Source organism: Serratia sp. CoH_134_PS_4 (assembly GCF_058190535.1).
In genome coordinates, this window is record NZ_JBXWKI010000001.1 from 1 (window position 1) to 15,262 (window position 15,262).

At 52.9% G+C, this 15,262-nt stretch carries 17 protein-coding genes; 13 read left to right on the forward strand and 4 right to left on the reverse strand.

Annotated features, from left to right (window positions below):
- Window positions 1–162: 162 nt before the first annotated feature.
- The 8 genes from AC2FCQ_RS00005 to sbmC all read left to right on the forward strand — a co-directional run bounded on the left by AC2FCQ_RS00005 (window position 163) and on the right by sbmC (window position 7,154).
- Window positions 163–1,386: an 8-amino-7-oxononanoate synthase family protein gene (locus tag AC2FCQ_RS00005; RefSeq protein WP_490308127.1), complete on the forward strand. Its 1,224-nt coding sequence runs from the start codon at window positions 163–165 to the stop codon at window positions 1,384–1,386.
- Window positions 1,383–2,246 (forward strand): HpcH/HpaI aldolase/citrate lyase family protein, encoded by an 864-nt coding sequence (locus tag AC2FCQ_RS00010; protein ID WP_490308128.1) that lies wholly within the window; start codon window positions 1,383–1,385, stop codon window positions 2,244–2,246. The genes AC2FCQ_RS00005 and AC2FCQ_RS00010 overlap by 4 nt, the downstream gene beginning before the upstream one ends.
- Entirely contained in the window at window positions 2,243–3,130 is an 888-nt protein-coding gene (locus AC2FCQ_RS00015; protein WP_490308129.1) for an acetylating acetaldehyde dehydrogenase, read from the forward strand. Before AC2FCQ_RS00010 ends, AC2FCQ_RS00015 begins: the two co-directional genes overlap by 4 nt.
- The gene (gene dmpG / locus AC2FCQ_RS00020; protein ID WP_209635625.1) at window positions 3,114–4,115 is read left to right on the forward strand and encodes a 4-hydroxy-2-oxovalerate aldolase; all 1,002 of its coding nucleotides are present in this window, start codon (window positions 3,114–3,116) and stop codon (window positions 4,113–4,115) included. Before AC2FCQ_RS00015 ends, dmpG begins: the two co-directional genes overlap by 17 nt.
- A 26-nt stretch (window positions 4,116–4,141) precedes the next feature.
- The gene (locus tag AC2FCQ_RS00025; protein ID WP_490326111.1) at window positions 4,142–5,068 is read left to right on the forward strand and encodes an ornithine cyclodeaminase family protein; all 927 of its coding nucleotides are present in this window, start codon (window positions 4,142–4,144) and stop codon (window positions 5,066–5,068) included.
- Window positions 5,062–5,571, forward strand: a complete 510-nt coding sequence (locus AC2FCQ_RS00030) for a MaoC family dehydratase (protein WP_209635621.1) — start codon at window positions 5,062–5,064, stop codon at window positions 5,569–5,571. Before AC2FCQ_RS00025 ends, AC2FCQ_RS00030 begins: the two co-directional genes overlap by 7 nt.
- 238 nt (window positions 5,572–5,809) lie before the next feature.
- Entirely contained in the window at window positions 5,810–6,652 is an 843-nt protein-coding gene (gene kynA / locus AC2FCQ_RS00035; RefSeq protein WP_209635619.1) for a tryptophan 2,3-dioxygenase, read from the forward strand.
- 31 nt (window positions 6,653–6,683) lie between these two features.
- Window positions 6,684–7,154: a DNA gyrase inhibitor SbmC gene (gene sbmC, locus AC2FCQ_RS00040; RefSeq protein ID WP_209635617.1), complete on the forward strand. Its 471-nt coding sequence runs from the start codon at window positions 6,684–6,686 to the stop codon at window positions 7,152–7,154.
- A 23-nt stretch (window positions 7,155–7,177) separates the two neighbouring features.
- On the opposite strand, the gene AC2FCQ_RS00045 is transcribed toward sbmC, so the two are convergent.
- Entirely contained in the window at window positions 7,178–8,110 is a 933-nt protein-coding gene (locus tag AC2FCQ_RS00045; protein WP_490308130.1) for a LysR family transcriptional regulator, read from the reverse strand.
- A gap of 98 nt (window positions 8,111–8,208) precedes the next feature.
- Here AC2FCQ_RS00045 and pcp point away from each other — a divergent pair, with 98 nt between their 5' ends.
- Window positions 8,209–8,856: a pyroglutamyl-peptidase I gene (pcp, locus tag AC2FCQ_RS00050; protein ID WP_490308131.1), complete on the forward strand. Its 648-nt coding sequence runs from the start codon at window positions 8,209–8,211 to the stop codon at window positions 8,854–8,856.
- Window positions 8,857–8,898: 42 nt separating this feature from the next.
- On the opposite strand, the gene AC2FCQ_RS00055 is transcribed toward pcp, so the two are convergent.
- The 3 genes from AC2FCQ_RS00055 to ydgT all read right to left on the reverse strand — a co-directional run bounded on the left by AC2FCQ_RS00055 (window position 8,899) and on the right by ydgT (window position 10,796).
- Complete coding sequence (locus AC2FCQ_RS00055; RefSeq protein WP_209635611.1) at window positions 8,899–9,933, reverse strand: NADPH-dependent curcumin/dihydrocurcumin reductase; 1,035 nt, start codon at window positions 9,931–9,933, stop codon at window positions 8,899–8,901.
- Between the two features lie 77 nt (window positions 9,934–10,010).
- Window positions 10,011–10,430, reverse strand: a complete 420-nt coding sequence (gene uspC, locus AC2FCQ_RS00060) for a universal stress protein UspC (RefSeq protein ID WP_209635609.1) — start codon at window positions 10,428–10,430, stop codon at window positions 10,011–10,013.
- A 150-nt stretch (window positions 10,431–10,580) separates the two neighbouring features.
- A complete protein-coding gene (gene ydgT, locus AC2FCQ_RS00065) occupies window positions 10,581–10,796 on the reverse strand; it encodes a transcription modulator YdgT (protein ID WP_012145712.1) in 216 nt (71 codons plus the stop codon).
- Window positions 10,797–12,258: 1,462 nt separating this feature from the next.
- On the opposite strand from ydgT, the gene flhD reads away from it, so the two are divergent.
- The 4 genes from flhD (at window position 12,259) to motB (ending at window position 15,262) form a co-directional block, all read left to right on the forward strand.
- Window positions 12,259–12,609 (forward strand): flagellar transcriptional regulator FlhD, encoded by a 351-nt coding sequence (gene flhD / locus AC2FCQ_RS00070; protein ID WP_209635607.1) that lies wholly within the window; start codon window positions 12,259–12,261, stop codon window positions 12,607–12,609.
- Window positions 12,609–13,193 (forward strand): flagellar transcriptional regulator FlhC, encoded by a 585-nt coding sequence (flhC, locus tag AC2FCQ_RS00075; RefSeq protein ID WP_209635605.1) that lies wholly within the window; start codon window positions 12,609–12,611, stop codon window positions 13,191–13,193. Before flhD ends, flhC begins: the two co-directional genes overlap by 1 nt.
- Window positions 13,194–13,409: 216 nt before the next feature.
- The gene (gene motA, locus AC2FCQ_RS00080) at window positions 13,410–14,300 is read left to right on the forward strand and encodes a flagellar motor stator protein MotA (protein ID WP_037418923.1); all 891 of its coding nucleotides are present in this window, start codon (window positions 13,410–13,412) and stop codon (window positions 14,298–14,300) included.
- Window positions 14,297–15,262, forward strand: a complete 966-nt coding sequence (motB, locus tag AC2FCQ_RS00085; protein ID WP_490308133.1) for a flagellar motor protein MotB — start codon at window positions 14,297–14,299, stop codon at window positions 15,260–15,262. The genes motA and motB overlap by 4 nt, the downstream gene beginning before the upstream one ends.

Sequence of the window (15,262 nt, forward strand, 5' to 3'; positions counted from 1 at the left end):
GGAACGGTCTGCGTTGTCGGGAAGATACGTGATCTGATCCTTCAACTCAGCAAAAGTTCGATTTATTCAACAAAGCCATTCCGCACTCTACACCGCCGCCTATCGCAAGTTCAAAGGCATCTACAACTATCAACCCGAACCTACCAAGAAGGAAGGTACTCGATGACCAGCCGTAAGAGAATTGTCCCAACTAACCAGTTTCGCAACAATGACAAAGCTATCGGTATTGGTAACCCTTTCTGGGATATGTCAGAGAACAATGGGCTCGCGGGGATCATCGCCGGGCTCGACAATGACCTTCTGTCGACCCAAAGTGGCCATCAGTTTATTAACTTTAGCTGTTGTTCTTACCTGAATCTGGACTCCCACCCGAAGGTCATCGAGGGGGCTATCGATGCTATTCGTCGTTATGGCGTGCTGGATCACTGTATCGCGCGTAGCCGAGTCCAGCTTCCTGTCTTGAAGGCGTTGGAAGAATCCCTGGGTGAGTTGTTCAAGGCCGATGTTCTCAGCGGTGTCTCAGCGAGCAGCATCAGCGGTGGTTTACTCCCTTTGATTGCGTCAGGGCATTTGGGTAACGGTGTGCGGCCTTTAATGATCTTCGATAAGCATGCTCATGTGTCGTTAGCGGCGGCTAAACCTGCCTGTGCCGATGAAACCGAGGTTGTCACCTGCAATTACCATGATCTCGACTTTATCAAAGACTGCTGCAAGAAATACGAACGGGTCTGCTACGTGGTTGACGGCAGCGATAGCCTGGGGGGATATGCGCCGGTCAAAGCGCTGGCCGAGCTGCAAGACAAATATGGCCTGATGGTGTTTTACGATGATTCCCACTCTATCTCGGCCTATGGTGAGCGCGGGATTGGCTATGTTCGTTCGCACAGCCCGGCGCTGAATGAGAACACCATTATGGTGGTCACGCTCAACAAAGCTTTTGGCACCAGCGGTGCGGCCATACTGCTCAACGGTTATTCCCAGAGGATGCTACGCCTGGTTGAACGTTTTGGCGGTGGGCTCAACTATTCACAAAATCTCAATACGGCAGCGATCGGTGCCAGCCTGGCCTCGGCAGACATTCACCGAACGGCTGAATTACCGATGTTGCAGAAGAAACTGTACGACAACATTGCGCTTTTTGACTCACTGATACCGACAGAGCAAAGCGGTAATACTTACCCGATCCGTTTGGTGCCGATGAGTGATGAGACGGTGATCAGCGAAGGGCGTCGCGTAATAGAGGCCGGTTTTTACGTCTCACCGGTATTTTTCCCTATTGTCGCTAAAGGCACCGCGGGTTTGCGGGTCATGATGCGTGCCGGGCAAACAGAAGATCAAATTCGCCGTTTGTGCAAGATTCTGGCTGATGTGAGGGCACCTCAATGACGGATACCGCACGCGCTATTCCCCGCAGCATTCTGTACACGCCGGCCTTATCACTTAACCGTGTCGTTAAGGCGCTGTCTTATGATGCCGATGTTCATTTGATCGATTTGGAGGATTCCGTTCCCGGCCCAGCCAAAGCCGAAGGACGGGTGATCTGCCGTACCGCCCTCGATAATGCCCCCGCATCTGCAAATATTGCCGTGCGCATCAACGCACTGGGTACGATTGATGCGTTGCATGACATGGTCATGCTTTGCAGCGGCAGCACGACACCGGGTTTTATCGTCATGTCCATGGTCAGGTCGCCTGCCGAAGTCATTTTTCTACGTGAGACGTTCGCTTCCGCGGGCAAGTACCCAGAAATTTATCTGACCATAGAGACCGTAGAAGCCATTACCGATCTTGATAACGTGGCCTCGGTGGCTGACGGATTGATTTTTGGTTCAGCAGATTTGGCCGCCACCCTTGGCGTTCAGATTACCTGGTCCGGGATGTTGGCGGCTCGCCAGGCGATGGTGTTGGCGAGCGCCAGACATGGCATTGGTTGTAATGATACCGCCAATTATCGTCTTTCTGAACCCCAGGTATTGGCTCAGGAAATTCAAAGCGCCAAAGATCTGGGTTTTCACGGCAAAGCCACCGTGCATCCTAGCGAACTTGAGTTGATCAATACTGCGCTGCGGCCTAATGAAGAAGCGTTATTGATCGCACGTCGTATCACCGATGCCGTCCAGGCAGCCGAAGGGGGAATTGCCCTGCTGGATGGACACATGGTGGGGCCACCTTTTGCCCGTATGGCCCGGACAACGCTGGGATTAGGCAAGGCGTGGGCTGCGCGTTTCGACAGGAGCAACCCATGACGCTTTCCGTTGCCGTTATCGGGACCGGCGCCATCGGCATGGATCTGGTCAATAAGATTCACCGTTCACCCTTGCTTACTTGCCAACTGCTCGCAGGGCGTAACAAGGATTCAGCCGGTCTTGACATTGCGGCCCGCTTGGGCTGCCCGACCAGCGCTGGCGGCATTGACGCCATTTTGGCAGCGCCAAAACCCTTCGATGTGGTGTTCGACGCGACTAACGCGATGTCACATGTAAAACATTGGGAACTGTTACGCCCGCTAGGCACGTTATTGATCGACTTAACACCCAGCCATGTAGGGAAAATGATCGTACCGACAGTGACGGGAACTGACGCACTGACCGATCGCAATGTCAGCTTAATCAGCTGTGGTGGGCAGGCATCGATACCTATCTTGCATGCGCTTAGCCAGCACTTCGTCATGAACGATATTGAAGTGGTTGCGACGGTTGCCAGTGACATTCTCGGGCGAGCAACCCGAATCAACATCGATGAATATGTGGAAACAACGCAGATTGCACTCAGCGCCTTCACCGGCGTGGCAAACACCAAGGCAATCCTCAACATCAGCCCAGCGGCACCGCCTGCCATGTTCAGAGTCACGATTTTTGCCGATATCCCGGGCGCGACAACGGAACAGATCACGCCTGTCGTCACCGCTGCGGCTGCGGCGGTGCGTGAATTCTCCGTGGGCTATACGTTGACAGCGTGCAAGGTCACCGAAGGGCGCGTGTCGATTTCTCTGGAGGTGGTCGCCAGTAGCCGTGTGATGCCCGAATACGCAGGGAATCTGGATCTGATCAATTCAGCCGCCATTTTGGTTGCAGAACAGTACGCCGCTTATCGAAACAAAATGGAGGGTGCAAATGGCTATCCTAATTAACGATTCAACCCTGCGCGATGGACAGCATGCGGTCAAGCACCAACTCACGGCGGATCAGCTGCGAGACTACGCGACCGCGGTCAATAAAACGGGTGTTTCGATTGTCGAGGTTGGCCACGGTAATGGGCTTGGCGCTTCTTCCTATCAGGTGGGGCGTGCCGCATTGAGTGATGATGCGATGCTGGCTATCGTGCGTGAGTCATTGACGAACACCAGGATGGGGGTGTTTATGCTGCCCGGTTGGGGAACCATCGCTGACTTGTCAAAAGCCCTTACCCTTGGCACAGACGTGGTCCGCATCGGCACCCATTGTACGGAAGCGACTCTTGCCGAACGCCATGTGGGATGGTTGCGTGAGCAAGGGGCGGAGGCACACGCAGTGTTGATGATGAGTCACATGGCAACGCCTGAGGAACTGGCTGCGCAGGCCGAGCAGTTAGTGAGGTACGGCGCTCAGGCTGTCGGCATCATGGATTCGGCTGGCAGTCTTTTGCCACAGGATGTGACTGCGCGCATCACGGCGATGCGAATGCAGGTCGATGTGCCGCTGATTTTCCACGGGCACAACAATTTGGGGATGGCGGTGGCTAACTCGGTGGCTGCTGCACAAGCTGGCGCCACCCTTATTGATGGTTGCGCACGGGGATTCGGCGCTGGAGCGGGGAATACCCAACTTGAAGTTTTGGTGCCGGTGTTAGAGCGTCTGGCGTTTAAAACAGGCATAGATCTTTATCGCTTCCTTGATGCTGCCGAACTGGCTGCCCGCGAGTTAATGGTGACTCCGCCGATGATCGACTCCCTGGGCATCGTCAGCGGCCTGGCGGGCGTGTTCTCGGGGTTCAAAAACCCGGTCATCAACCATGCAGGTAGCGCAGGGGTCGATCCGCGAGATGTTTTCTTCGAACTGGGGAAACGCCAAGCCGTTGCCGGACAAGAAGACCTTATCGTTGAGGTGGTGGCCGAATTGAAGCGGGTGGCCATGTGACGATGCAAATCATCAACGAAGACGACATGTCTGGAAATACCCCACTTCGGCATGTGATGGCCAACCTGAGCGAGGTCTTCCAGGATTTACGCGGCGGGAAAGCGCAATCGCCGTCGCGAACGTTATTGAACCATGGCCCCTCCGAAATGTTAATCAGCCCCGCGGGCTGGATTAAACGCGGTGTTGCCAGTGTCAAGATAACCACGCTGACGCCCGGCAATTCCATGCAGGGGCTTCCGCTCATTCACGGCGTGGTGGTGCTGACGGACATCAATACCGGTCAGATGCTGGCGTTACTCGACGGCGCCGCCTTAACCGCCGTGAGAACCAGCGCGGTTGCAGGTTTGGCAACCCAGTTGTGTGCGCCTGCGCGGGCCGCTGATCTGGCCATTTTGGGGGCAGGTGTGCAGGCTCGGGCAACCCTGCTGGCGATGCTTGCCGTGCGTCCGATTACCCGAGTGCGGATTTATTCCCGCACAAAGGCCAGAACCGAGGCGTTCGCACAGTGGGCCAGAACGGTAACGACGGCGGAGGTTGTCATCTGTCAGACCTTGTTCGACACAGTGCAGGGCGCCGAGATTATCTGCACGACCACGTCCACGTCTTCTTGCGAGCCGTTGATTGCCGCCGATTGGGTCGCGCCAGGCGCACATCTGAATATTATCGGTGGTACCCACGAAGAGGCGATGGAAGTGGATCCCGAATTGCTGAAAACGGCGTTGGTGGTGGTGGAAACCGCCTCTGCCGCGCAGGAGGACGCGGGGGAAGTGCGCACAGCGCTCACGCAAGGGTATATCCAACCGGAGCAGCTTCATGAACTTGGCGCGCTGATTCTTGGCGAGGTTGCGGCTAATAAAGGGCAGACCACGCTATTTCGCAGTGTGGGGCTGGCTATTGAAGACACGGCGGCGGCGATCGCGCTTTACGAATCCAGGGAGAAAACGGCATGTTAAAACGGATTGGCGACAATGAATATGTGGAAGAACAGGGTGGCGATTACGAGGATTTCGATCCTGGCATGACGATCAAACATTGGCCTGGCCGTACTCTCAGCGAGGCTGATAACACCTGGTTGACCCTACTGACGATGAACCAGCACCCCTTGCATTTCGATCAGGTTTACAGCGCCCAGGCCGAATATGGCCGCGTTCTGGTGAACAGCAGCATTACGTTGGCTCTGGTCAGCGGTATGACGGTACAGGCATTGTCTGCCCGGGCAGTCGCCAACCTCGGGTGGGATAAAGTACGGTTAAAAGATCCGCTTTTTGTCGGCGACACACTCTATGCAACCAGCAAAATCCTGGCGAAACGTCCCTCAAAGTCTCAGCCCAATAACGGCATCATCACGGTGGAAACGCGGGGGATCAAATCCACAGGTGAAACGGTGATCACCTTCGAAAGGTCTTTCATGGTACGGCGTCGGGAGGCTATTCAACCGTCACCGGGACGGGACTAAAAAAGGATTTTCATGTGCATGATTCACTGATGAAACCCCGCCGATAAGCCGTGCGGGGGCAATTTGCTCAGCGGATAAACAGAAAGCCCTCGCAGGGATGAAAGCCGTCTCCCCAAGGTTAAAAACTGCGAGGCAACTCTCGTTTATAGTCATTCGGAGCGAGGGGGGATGTACTATTGTTTTCTGGTTGCAGCACGCTACACACCGCTTCCGGTCGTGGGCGCAGCGGAGAGAACAGATGAACAAACGGGAATTAGAAAGCGCGATTGTCACCGACTTTTCCAAACGCATGAGTTACGGCGACTACCTGTGCCTGGACCAACTGCTGGACTGTCAGCACCCGCTGTCCAACCCGCAGCATCATGATGAGATGCTCTTTGTGGTGCAGCACCAGACCTCTGAACTGTGGATGAAATTGATGCTGCACGAGCTGCAAGCGGCACGAACCTTGGTGCAGCAGGACAAGCTCAGCCATTGCTTCAAGATCCTGGCGCGGGTTAAGCAGATCCAGCGTCTGTTGTTTGAGCAGTGGGCGGTGTTGGAAACCCTGACGCCGTCGGAATACGTTGAGTTCCGCGACGTGCTGGGCAACTCTTCCGGTTTCCAGTCTCACCAATACCGGTCCATCGAGTTTTTACTGGGCAATAAGAATGCGGCAATGCTGGCAGTGTTCAGTAACGACGCGGAAAAACACGCTGCGCTGAAGGCGATCCTCGAGGCGCCAAGCCTATACGATGAATATTTGCTCTATCTGTCACGTCATGGCCTGCCTATTCCGCAAGCGTGTATCGAACGTGACTGGACACAACCTTATCAGCGCAATCCAAATCTGCTGCCTGCGTTTAAAGAGATCTATGACAACCCGCAAAAGTATTGGGAAGCCTATGAAATGGCGGAGAAGCTGGTAGATATAGAAGAAAGCTTCCACCTGTGGCGTTTCCGACATATGAAGACGGTGGAACGTATCATCGGTTTCAAAATGGGCACCGGCGGCTCAAGCGGCGTCAGCTTCCTGAAAAAGGCGTTGGAATTGACTTTCTTCCCTGAGTTACTGGATGTGCGCACCGAAATTGGCGCGTAGGTTGAGCTCAACAGGGTGTCAGGTGCGGGTAATGACGTTAAGAATTGAAGATAAACGGGCAGAAAAAGTGGCTGGCGTGCGGGTCGTTGGGCCTTACCCGGAAACCGTTCCCCAGGGCGTCAAACAGCTGGTGGCCTGGCAACGGCAACATGGGGTCCCGATAGGCAAATGGCTGGTGTTGTATTGGGACGATCCGTCGGTGGTCGCGCCTGAACAACTGCGGGCCGACGTGGTGTTTACCGTGCCGGATGACTTTGTGCTACCAACGCCGATTCATGACGGATTCGCACTGCAAACGCTGCCTGCCGGGTTATACGGGATCTATCACGTGCAGATCACCGATGGCGATTTTGGCAAAGCCTGGGCAGATTTCTATCAGCGAGAACTGCCGGCCAGTGGCTACAAGCCCACCGCAGGCGTGTGTTACGAGCATTACCTCAACGACTGTGAGGCCGATGGCTATTTTGACCTTGATATTTATCAGACGGTGCAGAAAATGTAGGGCCTAAACCCGGTGTACTGGGGTTAAATCAGGATGTCACCCACGTTTAACTGGGCGATGGTATTACAGAGCCAGGCCAGCGCAGGATCTCGCTTGGCCTGCCGGCCCGCGATCAAATCGATAGAAAATTCAGCCACTGCCAGTTCCGAGGGCAGTGGCAAGAAACAGACCTTTTCAGGATCGGAAAAGCGTCTGGCGACGCTGCACGCAAGGGTGGCGATCAGATCGCTGCCGGCGACGACCGCAGGCAACGCGATAATATGAGAGAACGTCGCTGCAACCCGCCGCTCCAACCCCATGTCAGCCAGCCGCCGGTCTATGATCCCACGTGCAGATCCGTCATCCGACGGCGCGTAAAGTGCGTGGGGTAAGGTGAGGTATTCTCGCAAGCCCCAGTGTCCGGCGGCCAACTGCGGGTGCTGTTGGTTGGCAATACAGACGAAGCTCTCGTTAAACAACGGTTGCACCAGCATGCCTTCCTCCGCGTTGAGATGCCCACCCAGGGCTACGTCTATTTCTCCGCGCTCAAGTTGCTGCACTATCGTGCGGCGATCCAGCCGCGAAACGCGAATATCAATGCCGGGGGCGTCCTGGCGCAGTCGGCTTATGATGAGCGGCAACAGCGTGATATCGGCATAGTCGCCGGCGGCTAACCTAAAGCGGCGCTGGTTTGCCGTGGCGGGATCGAAGTGGGTCGGCGGCGTCAACGCATGACGGATTTGCTCCAGTACGGGGCGTATTTGCGGCATCAACTGGTGGGCACGTGCGGTTGGCATCATGCTGCCGCCACTGCGGACGAATAGCGGGTCGCCAAACAGGGTCCGCAGCCGGGTCAGGGCATTGCTGACGGAAGGCTGGGCGCGGTTCAGAGTGCGGCCTGCCGCGGTGACATTGCGCGTTTGGTACAACGCTTCAAACACCACCAGAAGATTGAGATCGATGCTGGATAAATTCATTTTATGAATACTCTATATACAGATAATCCATTTCCAGAATCATACCGCGTTGTTTAGGCTGAGAGCACGCTGATTCAATAACAACATAAGGTGTGATGATGGAGAGGGTATTGGTGACCGGCATTGAGCCGTTTGATGGGGATCTGATTAATCCGTCATGGCAGGTTGCACAGGCTTTGGCGGGGGAACGGATCGCCGGTGCTGAGGTGGTCGTCTGCCAATTGGCGTGCGTGTTGGGGCTGTCCAATCAGCAGTTGATGTCGGCTATCGACAGCGTGCGCCCAAAGGCGGTGATCTGTCTTGGGCTGGCCGGCGGACGAGCCGAAATATCCGTTGAGCGGGTAGCCGTCAACCTGATCGACGCCCGTATTCCTGATAATGCCGGCAACCAACCCATAGATATACCCATAGTAGACGGCGGGCCGGTGGGCTATTTCTCCACGCTGCCGGTAAAAGCGATCGTGCATCATCTGCGCCAACGAGGGATTCCGGCAGGGGTGTCACAGACAGCGGGTACCTATAACTGTAATCAGCTCTTTTATGGTTTGAGTCACCACATCGCTCAGCAGAATCTGGCAATAAAAGGAGGGTTTATCCACATCCCTTATAGCCATGAGCTGGCGGTGAATCACCCCGGCAAACCGAGTATGGCATTAGCGACCATGATCGAGGCGGTGCGCAGTATTGTGCATACCACATTGACTGTCGGAGAGGACTTATCGATGACTGGCGGTGCAGTGCATTAAGGCAATATGAGGGCGCATCCTAAGACTGCGCCCTGTCTGAGGTTAGTCCTCGCCTACGCGGATCACTAACTTGCCGAAGTTCTTGCCTTGTAACAGACCGATAAATGCCTGTGGTGCATTCTCAAGTCCGTCAACCAGGTCTTCGCGGAATTTGATTTTCCCTTGCTCAATCCACTCGCTCATTTGCCGCAGGAATTCGTCAAAACCTTCTGCAAAGTCATCAAAAATAATAAAACCTTGCATGCGGATGCGCTTACGCAAAATCAGCCCTTGCAACATCGGCAGGCGATCGGGCCCAGCAGGCAAGTTGGTTGCGTTATAGTGGGCGATAATGCCGCAGACAGGAATACGTGCCTGGGTGTTCAGCAGCGGAATCACGGCATCGAACACGGCGCCACCGACGTTCTCGTAATAAATATCGATGCCCTGTGGGCAAGCGGCGGCCAACTGTGCAGCAAAGTCAGGTGCCCGGTGATCGATACAGGCATCGAAGCCCAGCTCCTCCACGACATACCGACATTTCTCTTTACCGCCTGCGACGCCGACGACGCGGCACCCTTTCAGTTTTGCGACTTGCCCGACCACCGATCCCACGGCGCCGCTGGCCGCTGCGACCACCAGGGTTTCACCGGGTTTCGGTTGGCCAATCTCTGTCAACCCCATATAAGCCGTAAAGCCAGGCATGCCCAATACGCCTAGCAGACGTGTCGGGTGAGCTAGGTGGGGGCCAAGGTTGCGCAAGTCGCTGCCGTCGGACAGCGCGTAATCCTGCCAACCGTCATAGCCTAATACCCAGTCGCCGGGTTTGAAGTCGGGGTGTTGTGACGTGACAACGCGTGATACCGTGCCGCCGACCATGGCTTCACCGATCTGCACGGGGGGAGCATAAGAGGGGGCATCGCTCATGCGACCGCGCATATAGGGATCAAGTGACAGATAAACGGTGCGTAACAGTACCTGGCCCGCAGCGGGCTGCGGCGTGGGGACGGTTTCCAGACGGAAATTGTCAGCGGTAGGTTCACCGTGTGGGCGTGAGGCCAGCAAAAAACGGCGGTTTTGGTGCATAGACTGAGACATCAGAAGCTCCTTATGCGGACAGGGAACCTAAGTCTAGCCAATCATCATGAAGGGCGAATAGCCTAATGTGCTCAGCGTTAAAGAGGGATGATCAGTACGTCTATGTGGCTGGTATTGATAAAGCGCGCCGCAGAACAAGAGACTTTGTTCATCATGCTGTCACTGTGATTGCCGCATACCACCAGATCAAACGTCTGTTGTCGACTGGCGTAGCTCAGGCTGTCACCCAACTCGCCGTGTACGATTAACGTATCGGCAATCGGATAATCGGCCCGCAGGCGCAATTCCTCCATAAACAGCAGCGTTTCTTCCTCCATCAATGCACGCAAATCCCCCAGCATCGGCCCAGCGAAGTTATTGTAGATTTCTGGATTGGCGATCATGCTAAGCAGGGTGATTTTACCGTTGTAGGGCCGCACGATAGAGACGGCTTTTTCAACCAGGCGGTGGCTGTCTGCCGCCACCGCGACGGTAACCAAAACGTTTTGATATCCCATCTTCCACTCCTGTTTCCTGTTCTTAGGGCAAAGGGTAGAGCCTGGTGACGTTAATAAATGTGTTTTGTATCACGCGCGTCAATAAATCCCGGGTTATTGCCGTTATTTAGCAATAAAAGATAAAGGGCACGCGTGAGTAATTAAGGGCAATTATAGCACTTGCGCCCACAGCGTTTTTGGCACCTTACCCAAATCGAACAGTTTACCCGCAACCAACTCGGCGCGACGGTGATCCGCAGCACGATACATATTGCTGATTTCAATATCATTATCAATAGAATAGTTAAGCTTATCGTACACTTTTTCTACGCTGTCCAAGCTGGTGCATTTACGGAATGTCATCAGGTAATCCAGGGTATCAGTCATGATTAAAATATAGCCTGTTAATAGTTGTAGCCGGACGAAGAAACATCACCCTGTCATCATGACAGCAGCAAAAATGTGATGTGCGACCTGAAAAATTAATTTCAAATAAATAAATTGCAATACGGTAATAATTGGCTGTTCGCAGGCGATCCTGCCTCAGAATAATAATATGCCTGTGCGCTATCGGCAATGCCATCCTGCTGATCAAACTGCTAAATAAGGAAAGTCTCAGGCACATGAATCCGGATCGCAGGGCTGGATGGCGCTGCCAGCACCTACCGGCAACGGCGTTGGCTAAGGTTTTGAGGGCGACGGCGCGGGTTTATGTGGGCACCGGAGCCTTGTCTTGCTCCGCTGGGTACATTCGGCTTTTCGGAAGATCCGCTCTTTCAGCAATGGCAGGTGACGAATAAATTTCCACAATGAATATGATACTCAACCCTACCTGGGGATGAGCGTATGCTCTGCTGTCCGTGATGTGAAATCCGTGAGGTATAATGAAATCAGTACATAAAATAAAACGAAACTATGTTTTATTTTATAAGGGCGGTGAATCAAGCAGGGCGGTTTTAATTGGAATGTCGGTATTTGATGAGATTTAACTATTTTTAAGCAGTAACGATAAATTATTAAAGTTTTAATTAACCCTGCCGATAAATCGTTATGGGATACTTCAGTCAAAAATCTTCAAGAACCTGCCGTTTTTACTCAGTTTGTCCAGAAACATATCGTTACGTCTGTTTTCTTGTTCACAACGTAGGTGAGACCTTGTTAACCGAACGTGAGCATTCGTTGAAAATTAAAACAGCGAATACGGCAAAGTTTAAGTCAAATCCGAAACCTAATAACCTTATAGTTTACATGCGTTATTTTTCAATGCGGATAGTTTATTGTTTATTAAACGGTTATTTATACTGTCTTTATCGCCTACGAACAGATTTTTGTTCTGTTATTTTAGTTTGGTAATGCTTTTGTTCGAATTGATCTAAAAAAGATATTTTTTTGGCTTATATACATTGTTTTTAAGACGTTTTTTTACTTATGGTTGTTTTTTGAGCAAAAACAAGGTTAAAAAACGTACTGACTACGTGATATTTGGCTTAAATATTTTTTATTTTTGTGATTTAGATCACATTGTATTTAAAATTGCCGCTTACTTACATTGTGTGTGCTAATGGTTCGGGGGTAGAGTTGCGCTGCATTAGGAATAATCTTATTAATTTTGTAAAAATAGTTTCACGGTGGCTAAACACTGCTGAAGCAAAATGCTGTACATCCATACACGTTGGTTTACGCACGTATCAAATACTGAATGATGGTCCGAATTTAGTGATGTGAAAAAATTTATAACGACTGTTATTCAGAGATTCATTTGCCAACTTCGGGAACAAACCCAGGTCACGGGCGATAAAAATTATCACCCAGCGTATGTTTTTAAACATAGTCTGTCGGGATGGGGAATATGGGTACGTCTGAATTACTTAAGCATATTTATGACATCAACCTGTCATATTTACTTTTAGCACAGCGTCTGATTAATGATGAAAAAGCCTCGGCGATGTTCCGCCTGGGTATTGATGAAACTATGGCTGACGCGCTTGCTCAACTCACGTTACCGCAAATGGTCAAACTGGCTGAGACTAACCAGTTGGTCTGTCACTTCCGTTTTAACGATCACAATACGATTGAACGCCTGACGAAAGAGTCACGCGTGGACGATCTGCAGCAAATCCATACGGGCATTTTGCTATCAAGCCATTTACTGCAAGAACTATCGAGTAAAGACGGTAGTGTAACGAAGAAAAGAGCTTGATGATGGCAGAGAAAAGTATCGTTCAGGAAGCCAAGGACATTCAGCTTGCTATGGAGCTGATTACGCTGGGCGCCCGCTTGCAGATGCTGGAAAGTGAAACTCAGCTCAGCCGCGGGCGTTTGATCAAGCTCTATAAGGAATTGCGCGGCAGCCCGCCGCCAAAAGGTATGTTGCCGTTCTCGACTGACTGGTTTATGACCTGGGAACAGAACATCCATTCATCGATGTTTTATAACGCTTATAGCTTCTTGATGAAGAGTGGGCACTGTACCGGCGTCGAGGCTGTGATTAAAGCCTACCGTCTTTACCTGGAACAGTGTCCTTATCAACCGGGTGAGGCGCCGTTGTTGGCACTGACCCGTGCCTGGACATTGGTACGTTTCGTCGACAGTGGCATGCTGCAGCTTTCCGCATGTAACTGCTGTGGCGGTACTTTTATTACTCACGCACACCAGCCGTTGAACAGTTTTGTTTGCAGTTTATGCCAACCCCCATCCCGCGCAGTAAAAAGACGTAAACTTTCGCCGCAACTGGCCGATATTATTCCTCAACTGCTGGACGAGCAGGTTAAACGCGCGATTTGAGCCGGCGACAGCGCCGGTTTATCCAGACCTATACCCTCAATGGTTCAGGTTGCAGTCAACACCACTGCAACCTGAAGATGACGGGCATAAACAGAGTTGTTAAACACCGGGTTCGGCAGAACGAACCCATAGGCGCAGCCCAGCCGGCTGCGCCGATACGGCTCAACAGCGCGCTTATCCCACCTTCCATCCACATTGTTAATTTAAGGAATGCGTGTGTTAGTTATTTTGGGTTATCTCGTGGTATTGGGTGCGGTCTTTGGGGGCTACCTGATTGTGGGGGGCCATCTGGGTGCACTTTATCAGCCGGCAGAGTTCTTGATCATCGGCGGTGCGGGCATCGGCGCTTTTATCGTGGGCAACAACGGTAAGGCGATAAAGTCTACCCTGCGTGCCATTCCCAAACTGATGCGTCGTTCGAAATACAGCAAAGATTTGTACATGGATCTGATGGCGCTGCTGTACCGGCTATTGGCCAAATCCCGCCAGCAGGGCATGTTGTCCCTCGAGTTTGATATTGATAATCCGCAGGAAAGTGAAATTTTCTCTAATTATCCGCGCATTCTTGCCGATAACACCCTCGTAGAGTTTATTACCGATTACTTACGGCTGATGGTGAGCGGCAACATGAATGCGTTTGAGATCGAAGCGTTGATGGACGAAGAGATCGAAACCTTTGAGCAGGAAAGCGAGGTGCCGGCAGGCAGCCTGGCGATGGTCGGCGACTCATTGCCGGCCTTTGGTATTGTTGCGGCGGTCATGGGGGTGGTGCACGCACTCGCTTCGGCCGATCGTCCGGCAGCGGAACTGGGCGCGTTGATCGCCAACGCGATGGTCGGGACCTTCCTCGGTATTTTGCTGGCTTACGGCTTTATCTCTCCGTTGGCGACGTTGCTGCGACAAAAAAGTGCCGAAAACGTGAAAATGATGCAATGCATCAAGGTCACGTTGTTGTCTAGTCTGAACGGTTACGCGCCGCAGATCGCGGTCGAATTCGGCCGTAAAACGTTGTACACCACTGAACGCCCGTCCTTCGTTGAACTGGAAGAACATGTGCGTCGGGTGAAAGCGCCGGCACAGCAGGCGACGGAAGAAGAACAGGCATGAAGCAGAATCACCCGGTTGTTTTGGTCAGAAAGCGCAAGTCGCATCATGCCAGCCATCACGGCGGCTCATGGAAAATTGCCTATGCCGACTTTATGACGGCGATGATGGCATTTTTCCTGGTGATGTGGCTGCTGGCAATCGCCAGCCCGCAAGAGCTGACACAAATCGCCGAATACTTCCGCACACCGCTGAAAGTGGCGTTGACCGCGGGCGATAAGAGCAGTTCGGAAAGCAGCCCGATCCCTGGCGGTGGGGATGACCCTACCCAACAGGACGGGTTGGTGAAAAAGCAAATTGACACCTTGGAAAAGCGTGACGAAGAACTGCGACTGAACAAACTGCGTGAAAAGCTTGATGAGCTGATTGAATCCGATCCGCGCTTGAAGGCGCTGCGCCCGCATCTACTGATCAACATGATGGATGAAGGGCTACGCATTCAGATCATCGATAGCCAGAACCGGCCGATGTTCAAAACCGGCAGTGCGCAAGTGGAAAGCTACATGCGCGATATTCTGCGTGCCATTGCGCCTATCCTGAACGATTTGCCGAATAAAATCAGTTTGTCTGGCCATACCGATGACATTCCGTATGCCACGGGTGAGCGGGGTTACAGCAACTGGGAATTGTCAGCCGATCGGGCCAATGCGTCACGGCGTGAGCTGATCGCCGGTGGGCTTTCGGAAGGCAAGGTGCTGCGCGTCGTGGGTATGGCCGCCACCATGAGCCTCAAGCAACACGGCGCGGACGATGCGATCAACCGCCGAATCACCGTGTTGGTGTTGAACAAGCAAACCCAGCAAGGCATCGAACACGAAAATGGCGAAAGCACGGCGATGGACATTGCCCAACCGGTCGAACTGAAGTCATTGGCGCCGTCGGCAACGGCCCCGGCAACCCTCATCGTTCCGGAAGCACCGGCGGCTGTCCCTTCACCAACTAACAGCGACTCACAGCAGAGGTGA

Excerpts from the sequence above, each read along its gene's own strand:
- AC2FCQ_RS00005 (WP_490308127.1), top strand. The coding sequence starts at position 163 with ATGACCAGCCGTAAGAGAATTGTCCCAACTAACCAGTTTCGCAACAAT.
- AC2FCQ_RS00010 (WP_490308128.1), top strand. The coding sequence starts at position 1,383 with ATGACGGATACCGCACGCGCTATTCCCCGCAGCATTCTGTACACGCCG.
- AC2FCQ_RS00015 (WP_490308129.1), top strand. The coding sequence starts at position 2,243 with ATGACGCTTTCCGTTGCCGTTATCGGGACCGGCGCCATCGGCATGGAT.
- dmpG (WP_209635625.1), top strand. The coding sequence starts at position 3,114 with ATGGCTATCCTAATTAACGATTCAACCCTGCGCGATGGACAGCATGCG.
- AC2FCQ_RS00025 (WP_490326111.1), top strand. The coding sequence starts at position 4,142 with ATGTCTGGAAATACCCCACTTCGGCATGTGATGGCCAACCTGAGCGAG.
- AC2FCQ_RS00030 (WP_209635621.1), top strand. The coding sequence starts at position 5,062 with ATGTTAAAACGGATTGGCGACAATGAATATGTGGAAGAACAGGGTGGC.
- kynA (WP_209635619.1), top strand. The coding sequence starts at position 5,810 with ATGAACAAACGGGAATTAGAAAGCGCGATTGTCACCGACTTTTCCAAA.
- sbmC (WP_209635617.1), top strand. The coding sequence starts at position 6,684 with ATGACGTTAAGAATTGAAGATAAACGGGCAGAAAAAGTGGCTGGCGTG.
- AC2FCQ_RS00045 (WP_490308130.1), bottom strand. The coding sequence starts at position 8,110 with ATGAATTTATCCAGCATCGATCTCAATCTTCTGGTGGTGTTTGAAGCG.
- pcp (WP_490308131.1), top strand. The coding sequence starts at position 8,209 with ATGGAGAGGGTATTGGTGACCGGCATTGAGCCGTTTGATGGGGATCTG.
- AC2FCQ_RS00055 (WP_209635611.1), bottom strand. The coding sequence starts at position 9,933 with ATGTCTCAGTCTATGCACCAAAACCGCCGTTTTTTGCTGGCCTCACGC.
- uspC (WP_209635609.1), bottom strand. The coding sequence starts at position 10,430 with ATGGGATATCAAAACGTTTTGGTTACCGTCGCGGTGGCGGCAGACAGC.
- ydgT (WP_012145712.1), bottom strand. The coding sequence starts at position 10,796 with ATGACTGATACCCTGGATTACCTGATGACATTCCGTAAATGCACCAGC.
- flhD (WP_209635607.1), top strand. The coding sequence starts at position 12,259 with ATGGGTACGTCTGAATTACTTAAGCATATTTATGACATCAACCTGTCA.
- flhC (WP_209635605.1), top strand. The coding sequence starts at position 12,609 with ATGATGGCAGAGAAAAGTATCGTTCAGGAAGCCAAGGACATTCAGCTT.
- motB (WP_490308133.1), top strand. The coding sequence starts at position 14,297 with ATGAAGCAGAATCACCCGGTTGTTTTGGTCAGAAAGCGCAAGTCGCAT.